Here is a 16,213-nt window from a genome sequence, read left to right as displayed (position 1 = left end):
CACCCACCCAGTGCAAGGAGAACCCCCGCCATGCCCACCAACGACCGCAGACGCCGCCCCGTCGTCCTGGCCGCCGCCGTCGCCACCGCGGCCACCCTGGGCGCCGCCGCGCTCGCCACCCTCGGCGCCGGCACCGCCTCGGCGGCCGAAGTCCCGCTCAGCGGCTACGAGTTGACCTGGGGCATCAAGCAGTCCTACCGGACCTATGTGACCGGCATGGCGGCCGGCACCTTCACCGCGACGGACGGCGCCTCGCAGGCCGCCGGCAACGGCGCGTTCACCTTCACCGAGGGCTCCGGCACCTACGACTCCACCGCCCACACCGTCGACCTCGGCTTCAAGGGCAGCGTGCGGATCGTCTCCCAGGCGCACGGCTTCGACATCACGCTGTCCGACGTGCGGTTCGACAGCGCGGCGGCCGAGATCACCGCCGATGTCACCAAGTCCGGTACGACCACACAGGACGTGCCGCTCGCCGACGTCACCGTGACGCGGACGATGACCGACATGACGACCAAGCTGACCAAGGAGGCCGCGGACACCCTCGGCAGCCCGGGGTACGAGGGGGCGGCGGGGGACCCGTTGACGGTGGTGCAGAAGACCACCTCGCCGTCTCCGACGCCGACACCGACGGCCACCCCCACCCAGTCCCCGTCGCCGACCTCGACGCCGACCGCGACTGCCACGGAGTCCGCGACCCCCACCGCCCCCGCGACCGAGTCCGCGTCGCCCTCCACGAGCACCGCCCCCTCCGAGCCCGCCTCCGAGGCCCCGGCCCAGGGCGACATAGCCGACGGCACGCTCGGCTGGGGCGTCAAGCAGTCGTTCCGTTCGTATGTCGTGGGCGGGGTCGCGAACGGCGGGATCACCACGTCCGGCGGTGCCTCGCAGGCCGCGGACAACGGGGTCTTCACGTTCACCGACGCGACGGGGGAGTACGACACCGACGCCGACACCCTCTCCGCGGACTTCAAGGGCGCCGTGACCTTCAAGGGCCACAAGGGCCAGGGCGAGGACGGCGGTTACGGCCTCGACCTCACCCTGACGGGCCTGCGCGTGACCCTCGACGAGGGCGTCGGCGAACTCACCGCCGACGTCACCAGCCTCGGCGAGAGGACCGAGGACGTGGTCCTGGCCGACCTGAAGGCGGACGAGTCGGACCTGGTCGCGCAGGACGACGTCATCACGGCCGACGACGTGACTGCCACCCTCACCACCGCCGGCGCGAAGGCGTTCGGCGGCTTCTACACCGCCGGCACCGAACTCGACCCGGTCGACCTGGCGGTGGCCCTCACGGCCGACGCCGAACTGCCGGACGGCAGCGGCACAGGCGGCTCGACGGGCGGTGGCTCGGGGAACGGCGGTTCGGGAAGCGGCGGTTCGGGAAGCGGCGGTTCGACCGGCGACTCCGCCGGGACAACCGGCTCGACGACCGGCGGCATCACGGGCGGTCTGGCCAGCACCGGGTCCGACGTGCCGGTGGCCGCGCTCGGCACGGCGGCCGCGATCACGGTGGCGGCCGGAGCGGGCGTCGTGATCGCGATGCGCAGGCGCCGTACCGAGGCGTAAGACACCCACCCCGTGAACCCGGGGCGGGCGCTGCCCACCCCGTGAACCCGGGGCCGGCGCTGCCCACCCCGTGAACCCGGGGCCGGCGCTGCCGGCCCCGGGCAGGTGCTTGAATTCCCTCGTGACTGACTACGACGTCCTCCGCGTCTTCTGCGGGCCGAGCGGCGGGTACGGCAACGAGCTCGGTGTCGTCCGCGAGGGATCCGTGATGCCGGATCCCGAGGAACGACAGGCGTTCGCGGCGAAGCTCGCCTTCAGCGAGACCGTGTTCGTGGACGACCCCGAGCGCGGGGTCATCGACATCTACACGCCCTCCGTGCGACTGCCCTTCGCCGGGTATCCGTGCGTCGGCACGGCCTGGCTGCTCGACGTGCCCGAACTCGTCACGCCCGCCGGGGTGGTCGGCGCGCGGATCGACGGGGAGTTCTGCTGGATCGAGGCCCGGCCGGAGTGGGCGCTGCCGCGCACCCTGCGGCAGTACGGCAGCGCGCGTGAGGTCGACGGCCTCGCCGTGCCGCCGGCGGGGGAGTGGATCTACGCCTGGGCGTGGGAGGACGAGGCCGCCGGGCGGGTGCGTGCGCGAGGGTTCCCCGGGCGGGGTGACGGTGTCGCGGAGGACGAGGCGACCGGTGCCGCGGCCATCCAGCTCACGCATCGGCTGGGCCGCGCGCTCAACATCACCCAGGGCGCAGGTTCCCAGCTCCTGACGGCACCTCAGCCCGGCGACTGGGTCGAGCTCGGCGGCCGGGTGGTCCTGGAGCGCTGACACCTGGTGCGGGTCGCCGGATGCGGTCACACTGGGCCCGTTGGCGGGCACAGGGGGGCATCCGGTGCGGACCGTGATCGTGGTGCTGGTCGTCGTGGGGTGCGGGCTGCTGTTCCGGCTGCTGCGCTATCCGTGCGTGCCGGGCAGAGCGCGCTTCACCTTCTCGTTCGGCGCCGAGGAGCGCGCGGCGCGGCGGGCGCTGTCCGACGCCCGCGGTGAACGGCGGTCCGCCTACGAAAAGGCCCATCGGAGCGAGGCGGACGCGGAACGGCGCTGGTCGGAAAGGGTCGCGCCGTACCGGAAACGCGTGCGGGAGTTACAGGCGGCCCGGGCGGCGCTGCCGAAACCCGGGCAGGGGCGGGCGGTGCGTCCGAAGCGGTGGCTGCCACCGCTGGAACTCCACCAGCACGTCCTGCTGTTCATGACGGAAGAGGCAGCCGACGGTGCCGACCGGCCGTCCGTCGACGAGCGGCTGCCGCTGGCCGGCCTCGCCGTCGAGTTCGGCCACACCCGCGACAACGTCCACATCCGGGTGACCCGCCCCGACGGCACCTGTCGCACCGAGCACTACCCGCGGGAGGCCGAGGTCGCCGCGTACGACCTGGTCGAGGACATCCGCAACCAGGTGCTGCGGCACGAGGAGTTCCTGCGCCGGCAGGAGGCCCGGGAGGCCGAGCTGGTCGCGGAGATCAAGCGGGCCGAGGCCGATCTGGCGCAGGCCGGGGAGGCGGGTCGGCCCGAGCTCGACACGATCAGGGAAGCCGCCCGCACCCGCCGGGCCCGCGCCGACGCCCTGCTGCGTGCCGCCCGCGACGGCTGGAAGAAGGACGCGGGCGGTCTGCGGCCTTGGCGGTGAAGAGCCGAACCTGGCGGTGCGGAAGCCTGTCCGGCGGTGCCGGAGCCTGTCCGGCGGTGAGGGAGCCGGTGCTCACGCCGACAGCGGGAACTCCTCGCCCAGTGCCCGGAACACCGCCGTGTTCAGCGCGAACGCCCGCTTGCACTCCGCCACGATCCGCTGCTTCTCCAGGTCGTCCGCGCGCACCCCGTCCAACAGCTCCCGGTAACTCCGCTTGAACGCGGCCGGGTTGGAGATCTCTTCGAAGACGTAGAACCGGACCCCGTCGCCCTTGCGGGTGAAACCCCAGGTCTTCTCGGCCTTGTCGCGGATGATCTGGCCGCCGGAGAGGTCGCCGAGGTAGCGGGTGTAGTGATGGGCGATGTAGCCGGCCGGCCAGTCCTCGGCGCACTCGCGCACCCGGTCCGCGTAGGCCCGGGTGGCCGGCAGGGCGGACACCAGCGAGCGCCACTCGGGGCCCCGCAGATGCGCCAGGTCCCGCTCCAGCGACGCCAGCCGGAACAGCTCCGGCCGGATGAACGGACCGGCCACCGGATCCGACGCCAGTCGCCCGGCACCGGCCTCCAGCGCCTCGTACACGAACCACAGCTGCTCGGTGTACCGCGCGTACGCGTCCACGCCCAGCCGGCCGCCGAGCATGTCGCTCATGAACGTCGAGGTCTCCGCCTGCACGTGCTCTTCGTGCGAGGCGGTGCGGATGACTGTCGAGAAGGAGTCCATGCCGCCATTTTCTGAGGTTAGGCTTACCTAAGTCAATAGGTTTGCCGACGTCATGTCGGTAAAAGCGTACCGAGAAAACCCGCCCTCCGCAGAGGACGGGTTCCGGCGGTCCGTACGGTCTCGGCTACGGCAGCGTGAGGATCTCCGTGCCGGTCTCCGTCACCACCAGCGTGTGCTCGAACTGCGCGGTGCGCATCCGGTCCTTCGTGACGACCGTCCAGCCGTCGTCCCACATGTCGTACTCGTGCGTGCCCAGCGTCAGCATCGGCTCGATCGTGAACGTCATCCCGGGCTGGATGACCGTCGTCGCGTGCGGGCTGTCGTAGTGCGGGATGATCAGGCCGGAGTGGAACGACGAGTTGATGCCGTGGCCGGTGAAGTCACGGACCACGCCGTAGCCGAAGCGCTTGGCGTACGACTCGATCACCCGGCCGATGACGTTGATCTGACGGCCCGGCTTGACGGCCTTGATCGCGCGGCTGAGGGACTCGCGGGTCCGCTCCACCAGCAGACGGCTCTCCTCGTCCACGTCGCCCACCAGGTACGTGGCGTTGTTGTCGCCGTGCACCCCGCCGATGTACGCCGTCACGTCGAGGTTGATGATGTCGCCGTCGCGCAGGACCGTGGAGTCCGGGATGCCGTGGCAGATGACCTCGTTGAGGCTGGTGCACAGCGACTTCGGGAAGCCGCGGTAGCCGAGCGTGGAGGGGTAGGCCCCGTGGTCGCACATGTACTCGTGCGCCACCTTGTCCAGCTCGTCCGTCGTCACGCCGGGCGCGATCAACTTGGCCGCCTCGGCCATCGCCCGCGCGGCGATACGGCCGGCGACCCGCATCGCCTCGACGGTCTCCGCGGTCTGCACCTCCGGACCCTTGTACGGCGTCGGCGCGGGCTTGCCGACGTACTCGGGCCGGCGGATGTTTCCGGGCACGGAACGGGTGGGAGACAGCTCCCCTGGTACGAGCAGCGACTGGCCAGACATGCCAGCGAGTCTAAGACAGCGGCCATGGGGGACCATGACCATGGCGAGCTCAGTCGAAAGGAGCGGGTCATGGCCCTGTTCAAGAAGCGCACGGTCGGCAAGCCGGGCGAGTGGTACTACTGCCTCGTCCACAAGAAGGTCGAGGAGGGCCCGGAGTGCCCGGCCAAGGACCGCTTCGGGCCGTACACCACCCGGGCCGAGGCCCAGCAGGCGATGGACCTGGCGCGCGAACGCAACCTGGAGTGGGAGAACGACCCCAGGTGGCACGACGCCCCGACGGGTCCCCCGGACGAGAACTGACCCCGGCCGGTCAGCCCTCCGCCGGCGCCACCGCGGGCGTCGGCGCGGCTGCCGCCGCCCCGCGCTGCTCCCGCAGCCGGACGGCGTGCTCGTTCGTGCGCGCGTCGTACGCCATCAGCTTCGGCAGGCACAGCGCCAGCAGCCCCACCGCGCCCACGCAGAGCAGCCCGCCCGACCAGACGGACGTCCGCACGCCCTTCCAGGCCGCGACGCCGCCCGTGTAGGTCTGGCCCAGCTGCGGGCCCACCGAGTACGACAGCAGCTCGATCCCGGCGAGCCGGCCGCGCAGCTCGTCCGGGATCGTCTGGTTCCACATCACTCCGCGGAAGACGCCGCTGACCATGTCGGCGGCGCCGCCGAGCGCCAGGAACAGCAGCACCAGCCATACGTTCCGGGAGACACCGGCGGCCGCCACGGCCACGCCCCACAGGGCGGCCGCCAGCACCACGGCCCGCCCGTGCCGGTGCACCCGCGAGGTCCAGCCGCTGGTCAGGCTCACCACCATCGCGCCGGCCGGCATCGCGGCGTACATCAGGCCCAGCGACCAGGGCGCGTTCAGCTCGTCCGCGAGGAACGGCAGCACGGCGAGCGGCAGCGCGAAGAGCATCGCCGCGATGTCGACGACGTACGTGCCGAGCAGCTCCTTGCGGCTCCAGGCGTAGCGGGCGCCCTCGGCGATGGCCTTCAGGGACGGCTTCGCGGCCTCGTGGGACGCGGGGGAGGAGGAGAGGCCGACGGCGAGGGCGACGGAGACGACGAACGTCACCAGGTCCGCGCCGTACGCCCAGCCGAGCCCCGCGTACGCGACGACCACGCCGGCCAGGGCGGGACCCGCGACACCGCCGACCTGCCAGCGCAGCGCGTTGAGGGAGGCGGCCGCCGGGAGGTGGTCGTGGGCGACGATCCGGGGCAACAGGGCGTCCAGGGCGGGGCGTTGGACCGACACCAGCGCGGAGGACAGGGCGGCGACGACGTACAGCGGCCAGATCGCCGGGGTCGGCAGCAGCGCGTTGACCAGCAGCGCCGCGCTCAGCACCGCCTGGCCGACCTCCGTCCACAGGATCAGCTTCCGCTTGTCGAGCGCGTCGGCGAGCGCGCCGCCGTACAGCCCGAACACGATCAGCGGCACCAGCTCCACGGCCCCGATCGCGCCCACCGCGGCGGCGGACCCGGTGAGCTCCTTGATCTGCACGGGCAGCGCGACGAACGTCAGAAAGCTGCCGAAGGTCGTCACCAGCCCCGCCAGCCACAGCCGCCGGAAGTCGACGGAGGCCCGCCAGGGCGCGAGATCGGGGAGCACGGCGCGCAGGCGGGAGGGACGGGCTGGATCGGGCGTGGGGGATTCGGCGGTCACGAAGGGTCATGGTCCGGGCGGGTAGGTGGCTGGGGCAACCGGTTTTCGGGCAGGGTCCGGCCGCCGCGACGGCAACGCCCTTTCAGGGGTGCGGGATCCAGCCGACGCGACGGCGGCACCCCCTCAGGGGCGCGGGGAACTGCGCGACCAGCCCCCGACGACCCATGGCCGCCCGACGACAGAAACCACCCCTCCCTCCGGCGCTCTCACCACCGCGGCGGTGGCGGTGCCGTCAATGACTCCGCCAGCCTCGACAACCGGTCCCGGAACCTCCGCCGCCCCCGCCCGGAGGGCACCGTGTTCTCGCCCGCCGCCGCGCTGACCAGGTGCTGCACGGTGTCCAGGTCCAGCTCCGCGCCCTCGGGCACGACCAGCCTCTCGTGGGCCATGGTCGTCAGCTCCCCCTCGCCGGTGCCGAGCGCCAGCACCGTCGCCCCGGCCCGCCGGGCGTCGTGCACCCTCTCCAGCAGCGCCGCCCCCGGCCGGTCCGGCGCCACCACCAGCAGCGTCTCGTCGCGCCCGGCCGCCGCCAGCCGCCCGAGCCCGACCGCCAGATGCGCCGGATCCGAGGCGCGCGCGTCATGCCGTACGAGAGTGGGCGCGAGCTCCGGCGTCCCCGACCACGCGGCCTCGTCCACCAGGTGCGCCGCCAGATGCCACGGCTCGTACTCCCGCGTGCCGACCAGCAGCAGCCCGCCCCCGTGCGCCACCGCCGACGCCCGCAGCGACCCCGCGAACCGCCGGGTCGCCCCCAACCACTCCGTCCCGGCGAGTACTTCGCGCAGCAACGCGACACGTACGGCATCCATGCGACCGCATCCTGCCGCAACCGACCACTCGTGACCCGGAGTTCACCACGAATTCGCCCAACCTGGGCAGACGCATTCGTTATCCCGCTCAACCACCTGCCGTGGTGATACAGGCGATCCGAGGAGCCCCCATGACAGAGACCAGCGTCCCCTTCCGCGCCGGCCGAGAGGGCTACGCGAGCTTCCGCATCCCGGCCGTGGTCACCACCTCCACCGGCACCGTTCTCGCGTTCTGCGAGGGCCGGGTCGACTCCGCGAGCGACCACGGGCACATCGACATCGTGCTCAAGCGCTCCACGGACGGCGGCCGCACCTGGGGTCCCCTCGCGGTGGTCGCCGACAACAACTGGCACCTCGCCGGCAACCCCGCCCCCGTCGTCCTGGACACCGGCCGCATCCTGCTCGTCTACATCCGCAACCACGCCACCGCCACCGAGGCGGGCATCCTGCGCGGCGAGGTGGGCGACGCCGACGGCCGCCGGATCTGGGTGCGGCACAGCGACGACGACGGCGTCACCTGGTCGAGCTCGAAGGAGATCACCGCGCAGGTGAAGAGGCCGGGCTGGCGGTGGTACGCCACCACGCCCGGCCACGCGATCCAGCTGAGCACCGGCCGGGTCGTCGTCGCCGCCAACCACACCATCCCGCCCGCCGGCGACGACATCGGCACCGAGCCCAGGTACAACAGCGGCCACTGCCTGCTCAGCGACGACCGCGGCGCCACCTGGAGCATCGGCTACACCGACGAGAACACCGACGGCTACATCAACGTCAACGAGACCACCGCCGCCGAACTCCCCGATGGCCGCGTCTACTTCAACACCCGCAACGACTCCGTCTCGCCGGGCAACCGCGCCGACGCCTACTCCGAGGACGGCGGCACGACCCTGACCAGGCCCTTCCGCCCGCAGGCCGGCCTCGTCGCCCCCATCTGCGAGGGCAGCGTGCTCCAGCTCCGCGACCCGGACGTGCTGCTGTTCTCCGGCCCCGCCGACCCCGGCGCCCGCGCCCTGATGACGATCCGCGCCTCCACCGACCACGGAGTCACCTGGCGGTCCGCCCACCCGGTGGACGGACTGCCCGCCGCCTACTCGGACCTGACCCGGATCGACGAGGGCACGGTCGGACTCCTCTACGAGACCGGCGACTTCGGCCCCTACGAGAGCATCACCTTCCGCCGGGTACCCGTGAACCGGCTCACCTGAGCGGTCGGCGCCCGCCGCACGGACGTAAAGTCGGCCCATGACCTCTACCGACAGTGCACAGCAGCCCGCCGACGCGCCCGCGAAGGCCCCGGCCAAGGACCCCTGGGACCTCCCGGACGTCTCCGGTCTCGTCGTCGGCGTGCTCGGCGGGACCGGGCCGCAGGGCAAGGGCCTGGCCTACCGGCTCGCCCGCGCCGGCCAGAAGGTGATCATCGGCTCGCGGGCCGCCGAGCGGGCCGAAGCCGCCGCGGAGGAGCTCGGGCACGGCATCGAGGGCGCCGAGAACGCCGAGTGCGCCCGGCGCAGCGACATCGTGATCGTCGCCGTGCCGTGGGAGGGCCACGGCAAGACCCTGGAAGCGCTGCGCGAGGACCTCGTCGGCAAGCTGGTCGTCGACTGCGTCAACCCGCTCGGCTTCGACAAGAAGGGCGCCTACGCCCTCAAGCCGGAGGAGGGCAGCGCCGCCGAGCAGGCTGCCGCCCTGCTGCCGGACTCCCGGGTGACGGCGGCCTTCCACCATCTGTCGGCGGTCCTGCTGGAGGACCCGGAGATCGACGAGATCGACACCGACGTCATGGTCCTCGGCGAGGTCCGCGCCGACGTGGAGATCGTCCAGGCGCTGGCCGGCCGGATCCCCGGCATGCGCGGCATCTTCGCGGGGCGGCTGCGCAATGCCCACCAGGTGGAGGCGCTGGTCGCGAACCTGATCTCGGTGAACCGCCGCTACAAGGCGCACGCGGGGCTCCGCGTCACTGACGTCTGAGCCGATGGGGGACACTGTCCGGGTAGCAGTGTCCCCCGAAGGAGCCGAGTGAAATGCCCCGCCTTGGTGTCTATGCCCTGATCGTCTGTGTGCTGGCCGTGGTCGCGGCCGTGGTCTCCTTCGCGCAGGGCAGCTGGCTGGGGATCGTGTGGGTGCTGCTCGCGGGCCTTTCGTCGAACATGACCTGGTACTACTTCAAGCGCGCCAAGGACGAGCGGCGCGGCTCCGCCACCGGCTGAGTCACTGCGCGATCGAGCAGATCTCGTTCGAGTCCCGCCAGAAGCGGAACAGGTCGTAGCCGCAGTAGGTGTCGAAGTCGCTGATGCCGAGGCCGCGCAGGACCGCGTCGATCATGTCGAAGAACACGCTGTTGACCGACGGCACCCACAGCAGCGCGAACACGAACAGCAGGCCGAACGGGGCGAACGGCTCCACCTGACGCTTGACGTTGTGCGACAGCCAGGGCTCGATCACGCCGTAGCCGTCCAGGCCCGGGACCGGCAGGAAGTTCAGGATCGCGGCCGTGACCTGGAGCAGCGCCAGGAAGGCGAGCGCGAAGCGGAAGTCCCGCGGCACGCCGTCGAGCGCGTCCAGCCAGAACGGGGCGGTGCACACGACCGCGAACAGCACGTTCGTCAGCGGGCCCGCCGCCGAGATGAGACTGTGCCGCCAGCGCCCCCGGATCCGGCCGCGCTCGATGAAGACGGCACCGCCCGGCAGACCGATGCCGCCCATGATCACGAAGATGACCGGGAGCACGATGCTGAGCAGCGCGTGCGTGTACTTCAGCGGGTTGAGCGTGAGGTAGCCCTTCGCGCCGACCGAGATGTCGCCGCTGTGCAGGGCGGTACGCGCGTGTGCGTACTCGTGCAGACACAGCGACACGATCCAGGCCGCCGTCACGAACAGGAACACGGCCAGCCCGGGCTGCTCGGCGAACCCGGTCCAGGTGGCCCAGCCCGTCACCGCCGTGACGGCGACGATCCCGACGAAGACGGGGCTGATCCGCCGCTCGCTGCGGCGGCTGAGGGCGGTGGTCATGGGGCTCCCTGAGCTCTTGTGCACGCGGGACCGCGTGGGGACCTGCCCGACCGTACCGGGCGTACGCGGAAAACGTCTCGCGGTGGGGCACCGGTTCCGGAGAGGGTGGAGCCCAAACTGCCCGCCCGTGCCGACCGCCCGGCCGGGCAGTCCCGCTCCGCCGGGGCCGCCGCGCCTCGGACCCCAACCCTGTGACCGTCCCCGAGCCCACCAGAGACAATGGATCCCGTGCGCTATCGCATTCTCGGCACCACCCAGGTACTCCGCCCCGACGGCCGCCCCGTTCCGGTCGGCGGGGCGCGGCTGCGTGCCCTGCTGACCGTGCTGGCGCTGCGGGCCGGCCGGACCGTGCCCGTGGGGCTGCTGGTCGACGAGGTGTGGGGCGACGAGCCGCCCGCCGACGCGACGGGCGCGCTCCAGGCGCTGGTCGGGCGGTTGCGCCGGGCCCTCGGGGCGGACGCGATCCTCTCCGCCGAGGGCGGCTACCGGCTCGCCGCCGCGCCCGACGACATCGACCTGAACCGCTTCGAGCGGCTCGTCGGCGAGGGCACGCGCGCGCTCGCCGACGGCGACCCGGCCAAGGCGGCCGGCGTCCTCGACGACGCCCTCGCCCTGTGGCACGGCCCGGCCCTCGCCGACCTCCCCGACCACACCGCGGAGGCGGCCCGCCAGGAGACCCGTCGCCTGGACGCCCTGCGCACCCGGCACACCGCCGCCCTCGCCCTCGGCCACGCCGAGCAGTCCCTGCCCGAGCTGACCGCCCTGTGCGACACCCACCCGCTGGACGAGCCCCTCCAGGCCCTGCGCCTGCGCGCCCTGCGCGACGCGGGCCGCACGGCGGAGGCCCTGGCCGCCTACGAGGACGTACGACGCCTCCTGGCGGACCGGCTCGGCTCGGACCCGGGCCCGGAACTGCGCGCCCTGCACGGCGAGTTGCTCCGGCCGATGGAGGAGGGGCGGGGGACGGCCGCGCGTCCGGGCAGCACGGCCGGGGCCTCCGGCACCGGGGCGCGTGCGTTCCGCGGGCCCTACGCGCCGCGTCCGCCCGGCCCCGCCGGAACGGCGGGCGCACCGCACGGAGAGTCACGTGGGGACGGCTTCCGGAGCGGTCCCGGCGGGGGAGTCACGGCCCCGCACGGCGAGGTGTACGGCGACGGCTCCCCGGGCGGTTCCGGCGGCGGAGCGACGGCCCCGCACAGGCAGGTGCACGGCGAGGGCTCCTCGGGCGGTCTCGGCGGCGGAGCGACGGCCCCGCACGGCGACGTGTACGGCGACGCCTCCCCGAGCGGGCCGGGCGGGCGGGCCACCGCCTCGCACGACCGGTCCCACCCCGACGGCTCCCCGGCCGGCCCCGCGCACTCCGCCGCCGGCCCGCTCGGCACCCCCGCCGCGACCCCGTCCGCGGGCAACCTCCGCGCCCGCCTCACCTCCTTCGTCGGCCGCGAGAGCGACATCGATGCCATCCGCGGCGACCTTGCCGCCGCCCGGCTGGTCACCCTGCTCGGTCCCGGCGGTGCCGGGAAGACACGGCTGTCGCAGGAGGCCGCCGAGCGGGTGCGGGACGCGGCGCCGGACGGGGTGTGGCTGGCCGAGCTCGCGCCGGTCGACGACCCCGAGGCCGTGCCGGAGGCCGTACTCACCGCCCTCGGCGCCCGTGAGACCGTGCTGTACGGCGCCGGAGCGGAGGCCATGCGGGCCGGCACCGACCGCCACGACGACCCGGTCGACCGCCTCGCCGAGCACTGCGCCAAACGCCGCATGGTGCTGATCCTCGACAACTGCGAGCACGTCATCGAGGCCGCCGCCCGCCTCGTGGAGGCGCTGCTGGAGCGCTGCCCCGAGCTGACGGTGCTCGCCACCAGCCGTGAACCCCTCGGCGTACCGGGCGAGTTGCTGCGCCCCGTCGAGCCGCTGCCCGAGCCGTTCGCGCTGCGCTTGCTCGCCGACCGGGGAGCCGCGGCGCGGCCGGGCTTCCGGGTGGAGGCCGACGAGGAGACTGCCGCGGCGTGCGCCGAGATCTGCCGGCGCCTCGACGGCCTGCCCCTCGCCATCGAACTCGCCGCCGCCCGCCTGCGCATGCTCACGCCCCGCCAGATCGCCGACCGGCTCGACGACCGCTTCCGGCTGCTCACCTCCGGCAGCCGTACCGTCCTGCCCCGCCAGCAGACGCTCAGGGCCGTCGTCGACTGGTCCTGGGAACTGCTGGACGACAGCGAACGCGAGGTGTTGCGGCTGCTGTCCGTGTTCGCGGGCGGCTGCGACCTCGCGGCCGCCGAGGCCGTCTGCGGACCGGCCGCCCTGGAGACACTCGGTTCGCTCGTCGACAAGTCCCTGGTGGTGGCGGCCGAGCCGGGCGACGGAGAGATGCGCTACCGGCTTCTGGAAACCGTCGCCGAGTACGCTGCCGAACGGCTCGACGAGACCGGTCGGCGGGCGGAGGCCGAGCGCGCGCATCTGACGTACTACCGCGAACTCGCCCGCACCACCGAGCCGTTGCTGCGCGGCGCCGACCAGCTCGCCGCGATCCGCAGGCTGGAGCGCGAGAGCGAGAACCTCCGGGCCGCCCTGCACTACGCCGTCGCCGTGCGCGACGAACAGGAGGCGCTCTGCCTGGTGCTGTCGATGGGCTGGTACTGGCAGATGCGTGACCTGCGGATCGTCGCCCGCAACTGGTCGCGAGAGGTGCACCATCTCGGCCCCGACCCCTTCGTCGAACCGGCCCGCCCCGCCGCACCCCTGTGGGAGCGCTGCACCGCCTCCCCGCCGCCCTGGACCGGTCCGGTCCTGGACGAGGCCCGACGCGGAGTGCACCTCATCCACCTCGCCTGCATGGACACCGAGCTGGAGGCCTGGCAGACGCCCGAGGCGCAGACCAAGCTGCGGGTCATCGCCGAGACGTACGAGCCCGGCCTCCCGCAGGCCTGTCACAGTCCGGGCTCCCTGTGGTTCTTCGCCGTCATGCTCACCGGCGACATGGACCGGCTGCGGACGATCGTCGACGCCGCCGTCGACACCTGCCGCAGCGTGCCCGGATACGAGTGGGACCTCGCCGCCAATCTCCACATGCGGGCCAATCTGCTGGCCAACCGCACCGACTGGGCGGGCGACGCCATCCGCGACGCCGACGAGTCGCTGGAGATCTACCAGCGCCTCGGCGACCTGTGGGGCACGGCCGAGGCGTACTCGGCACGTGCCGAGGCCCATGAGCGCAGGGGCGCGTACCTGCGGGCCGCCGCCGACTACGAGGCGGGTATCGAACACGCCGACCGGCTCGGCGCCCGCGCTCAGGTGGGGGTGCTCAGCTCCCGGCTCGGCAGCGCCCTGATCGAGGCGGGGCAGGGCGAGCGCGGCGAGGCCCTGCTGCGGACGGTGATCGAGCAGGACGGCGGCGCGAGCGAGCACGCGATGCCCTTCGCCCGGCTCATCCTGGCCGGATGGCTCAGCCTGACCGCCCGGGTTCCCGAGGCGCGTGAACAGATCCGGCTGCTGCGCGAGCAGTTCAAGATCGCCCACTTCATCGTCTTCGACGCCTTCATCCTCGGCTCCGAGTCCTGGCTGGACGCCCTCGACGGCCGCTACCAGGAGTCCCTGGAGACGATCAGGAAGGCGTTGGAACGCGCCGAGGACCCGCTCGCCGCGGCCATCGCACCCCAGATGCAGTCCGCGTATCTGACCACCGCCGCCTTCGCCCTCGCCCGGGTCGACGGCGGCTGCCGGGCCGGCGACGCAGCCCGCTGCCTGGGCGCCGCCGACGCGATGCAGCCGCACCGGCACGTGCCGTCGTGCCAGGAGCGCGAGGTGCACCAGCGGGCGGTGGAGCGCACCCGTGCCGTGCTCGGCGACGCGGCCTACGAGGCGGCGTACGCGGAAGGCGGCGGACTCTCCCCCCGGGAGGCCGCCGCCCTCGTCTGACCCGTCCGCGCGGACGACGTCAGCTCTTCGTACGGAACTTGTGGATCGCGACCGGCGCCATGACCGCCGTGATCGCCACCGACCAGCCGAGCGTCACCCACAGGTCGTGCGCGACCGGCCCGCCCACCATCAGGCCGCGCGAGGCGTCCGCGAGGGTGGACAGCGGGTTGTAGTCGGTGAAGCCCTGGAGCCAGCCCGGCATCGAGTCCGTCGGCGCGAAGATCGACGAGCCGAACTGGAGCGGGAACAGCACCAGGAAGCCCATCGCCTGCACGGACTGCGCACTCTTCATGATCACGCCGAGGGTGAGGAACACCCACATGATCGACGAGGCGAACGCCGTGGACAGGGCCACGGTCGCCAGCAGCCCCGGCCAGCTGGTGATGTCGAAGCCGACCAGGACGGCGACGATCATCAGTACGGCGGTGGCGAACAGCATCCGCAGCAGTTCCACGGAGATCTTCGCGAAGAGCACCGAGCCGCGCCCGATGGGCAGGGACCGGAAGCGGTCCATGACACCGGAGTTGAAGTCCTGGCTGAAGCCGGTGCCGACGCCCTGGGAGAGCGTCATGCTCATCATCGCGATCATGCCGGGGATCACGTACTGCACGTACTGGTCCTGGCCGCCGCCCAGCGCCTGCCCGATCGAGCCGCCGAAGACGAACACGAACAGCAGGGTGAAGATGACCGGCATCAGCAGCGCGTCGGCCATCGACTCCGGGTCCTGCCGGATCCACAGCAGGTTGCGGCGCACGAGCGCGCCGGTGTGCCGCAGGTGGCCGCGCAGCGGGATGCGAGCGTCGTCCTTGACGCCGGCGTCGGTCATGGTGGTGGCGCTCATACGGCGACCTCCTCGCGGTCGTCGGTGGGCACGGTGTCCTGCGGGGCACTGGCGCGGTGGCCGGTGAGGGACAGGAACACCTCGTCGAGACTGGGCAGTTCGGTGGTGATGGAGGCGAGCGTGATGCCTCGGGAGGTGATGGCGCCGACCACGGCCGTCAGCTGCTCGTCGCTGAGGATCGGGATCAGCAGGGTGCCGCCCGCGGTGTCCACGGTGGTGGCGGCGAGACCGGTGATGCCGAGGTCGTCGAGGTACCCGGCGAGCGGGCGCAGCTGGAGCGGGTCGACCGGGCGGACCCTGAGCGTCCGCCCGCCCACCTTCGCCTTGAGCTCCTCGATGCCGCCGCCGGCGACGACCTTGCCGCGGTCGACGACGGTCAGCTCGGTGGCGAGCTGCTCGGCCTCCTCCATGTACTGCGTGGTCAGCAGCACGGTCACACCGTCCCCGACCATGGCCTTGACCTCGTCCCACACCTCGTTGCGGGTGCGCGGGTCGAGCCCCGTGGTGGGCTCGTCGAGGAACAGCACGGCCGGCCGGCCGATCATGGAGGCGGCCAGGTCGAGCCGGCGGCGCATACCGCCGGAATAGGTGGAGGCGGGCCGCCTGGCCGCCTCCGTCAGCGAGAACCGCTCCAGCAGCTCGTCGGCACGCGTGCGTGCCTCCTTGCGCGGCAGATCGAGCAGCCGCCCGATCAGATACAGGTTCTCCCACCCCGGGAGCTTCTCGTCCACGGAGGCGTACTGCCCGGTCAGCCCGATCACCCGGCGCAGTTGCCGCGGCTGGCGCACGACGTCGTAGCCGACGACGGTCGCCTGCCCGGCGTCCGGCGCCAGCAGTGTCGACAGGATCCGTACCAGGGTGGTCTTGCCCGCCCCGTTCGGTCCCAGCACCCCCATGACGGTGCCCTCACGTACTTCCAGGTCCACACCGTCCAGAGCCTTGGTCTCGCCGTAGTGCTTGACCAACCCCCGCACGGAGACGGCGCTGGCCGCGCCGCCCGGCTTCATGTCGATTCGCGTCATGGCAACGACAGTGCCAGTCCCCACCGACAAACCACCGACAGCCCACCGACACGCCCGACAAGGGACCTACGGA

The 16,213-nt window shown here is 72.7% G+C and carries 15 protein-coding genes; 8 read left to right on the top strand and 7 right to left on the bottom strand.

Annotated features, from left to right (window positions below; all coding sequences use genetic code 11):
• Positions 1-30: 30 nt before the first annotated feature.
• From PGH47_RS12325 to PGH47_RS12315, 3 genes are all read left to right on the top strand, one after another.
• Positions 31-1,569, top strand: coding sequence for an HtaA domain-containing protein (locus PGH47_RS12325; protein ID WP_271663453.1), 1,539 nt, complete (start codon positions 31-33; stop codon positions 1,567-1,569).
• A gap of 121 nt (positions 1,570-1,690) precedes the next feature.
• On the top strand, positions 1,691-2,335 hold the full coding sequence (locus tag PGH47_RS12320; protein ID WP_271663452.1) for a PhzF family phenazine biosynthesis protein: 645 nt from the start codon (positions 1,691-1,693) through the stop codon (positions 2,333-2,335).
• A 40-nt stretch (positions 2,336-2,375) separates the two neighbouring features.
• The gene (locus PGH47_RS12315) at positions 2,376-3,191 is read left to right on the top strand and encodes a hypothetical protein (RefSeq protein ID WP_271663451.1); all 816 of its coding nucleotides are present in this window, start codon (positions 2,376-2,378) and stop codon (positions 3,189-3,191) included.
• Positions 3,192-3,263: 72 nt separating this feature from the next.
• Here the strand turns inward: PGH47_RS12315 and PGH47_RS12310 are convergent, their stop codons facing one another.
• Together PGH47_RS12310 and map are read right to left on the bottom strand one after the other, a co-directional pair.
• Complete coding sequence (locus PGH47_RS12310) at positions 3,264-3,911, bottom strand: biliverdin-producing heme oxygenase (RefSeq protein WP_271663450.1); 648 nt, start codon at positions 3,909-3,911, stop codon at positions 3,264-3,266.
• Between the two features lie 124 nt (positions 3,912-4,035).
• Complete coding sequence (gene map / locus PGH47_RS12305) at positions 4,036-4,893, bottom strand: type I methionyl aminopeptidase (RefSeq protein ID WP_271663449.1); 858 nt, start codon at positions 4,891-4,893, stop codon at positions 4,036-4,038.
• Between the two features lie 69 nt (positions 4,894-4,962).
• Between map and PGH47_RS12300 the strand changes: the two genes are divergently transcribed.
• The gene (locus PGH47_RS12300) at positions 4,963-5,193 is read left to right on the top strand and encodes a hypothetical protein (RefSeq protein ID WP_093745770.1); all 231 of its coding nucleotides are present in this window, start codon (positions 4,963-4,965) and stop codon (positions 5,191-5,193) included.
• Between the two features lie 10 nt (positions 5,194-5,203).
• Here PGH47_RS12300 and PGH47_RS12295 read toward each other — a convergent pair whose 3' ends face one another.
• Both PGH47_RS12295 and PGH47_RS12290 read right to left on the bottom strand, forming a co-directional pair.
• Positions 5,204-6,547, bottom strand: a complete 1,344-nt coding sequence (locus tag PGH47_RS12295; protein ID WP_271663448.1) for an MFS transporter — start codon at positions 6,545-6,547, stop codon at positions 5,204-5,206.
• Positions 6,548-6,753: 206 nt separating this feature from the next.
• Positions 6,754-7,356, bottom strand: a complete 603-nt coding sequence (locus PGH47_RS12290; RefSeq protein ID WP_107906918.1) for a hypothetical protein — start codon at positions 7,354-7,356, stop codon at positions 6,754-6,756.
• Positions 7,357-7,487: 131 nt separating this feature from the next.
• On the opposite strand from PGH47_RS12290, the gene PGH47_RS12285 reads away from it, so the two are divergent.
• Genes PGH47_RS12285 through PGH47_RS12275 form a run of 3 tightly spaced genes read left to right on the top strand, consistent with a single transcriptional unit; the run spans position 7,488 to position 9,563 of the window.
• Positions 7,488-8,561: a sialidase family protein gene (locus PGH47_RS12285; RefSeq protein ID WP_271663447.1), complete on the top strand. Its 1,074-nt coding sequence runs from the start codon at positions 7,488-7,490 to the stop codon at positions 8,559-8,561.
• Between the two features lie 37 nt (positions 8,562-8,598).
• Positions 8,599-9,324, top strand: coding sequence for an NADPH-dependent F420 reductase (gene npdG / locus PGH47_RS12280; RefSeq protein WP_271663446.1), 726 nt, complete (start codon positions 8,599-8,601; stop codon positions 9,322-9,324).
• Between the two features lie 53 nt (positions 9,325-9,377).
• Positions 9,378-9,563 (top strand): hypothetical protein, encoded by a 186-nt coding sequence (locus PGH47_RS12275; protein ID WP_030957588.1) that lies wholly within the window; start codon positions 9,378-9,380, stop codon positions 9,561-9,563.
• A gap of 1 nt (position 9,564) precedes the next feature.
• Here the strand turns inward: PGH47_RS12275 and PGH47_RS12270 are convergent, their stop codons facing one another.
• Complete coding sequence (locus PGH47_RS12270) at positions 9,565-10,365, bottom strand: site-2 protease family protein (RefSeq protein ID WP_271663445.1); 801 nt, start codon at positions 10,363-10,365, stop codon at positions 9,565-9,567.
• A 219-nt stretch (positions 10,366-10,584) separates the two neighbouring features.
• Here PGH47_RS12270 and PGH47_RS12265 point away from each other — a divergent pair, with 219 nt between their 5' ends.
• Complete coding sequence (locus PGH47_RS12265) at positions 10,585-14,277, top strand: AfsR/SARP family transcriptional regulator (RefSeq protein ID WP_271663444.1); 3,693 nt, start codon at positions 10,585-10,587, stop codon at positions 14,275-14,277.
• A 19-nt stretch (positions 14,278-14,296) separates the two neighbouring features.
• On the opposite strand, the gene PGH47_RS12260 is transcribed toward PGH47_RS12265, so the two are convergent.
• Together PGH47_RS12260 and PGH47_RS12255 are read right to left on the bottom strand one after the other, a co-directional pair.
• Entirely contained in the window at positions 14,297-15,118 is an 822-nt protein-coding gene (locus tag PGH47_RS12260) for an ABC transporter permease (protein WP_271663443.1), read from the bottom strand.
• On the bottom strand, positions 15,115-16,140 hold the full coding sequence (locus PGH47_RS12255) for an ATP-binding cassette domain-containing protein (protein WP_271663442.1): 1,026 nt from the start codon (positions 16,138-16,140) through the stop codon (positions 15,115-15,117). Before PGH47_RS12255 ends, PGH47_RS12260 begins: the two co-directional genes overlap by 4 nt.
• Positions 16,141-16,213 lie beyond the last annotated feature (73 nt).

Source organism: Streptomyces sp. HUAS 31 (assembly GCF_028198125.1).
In the GTDB taxonomy this organism is placed as follows: domain Bacteria; phylum Actinomycetota; class Actinomycetes; order Streptomycetales; family Streptomycetaceae; genus Streptomyces; species Streptomyces chartreusis.
The sequence above is the reverse complement of the archived record's forward strand: the minus strand, read 5'-3'. Positions and strand labels throughout refer to the sequence as shown.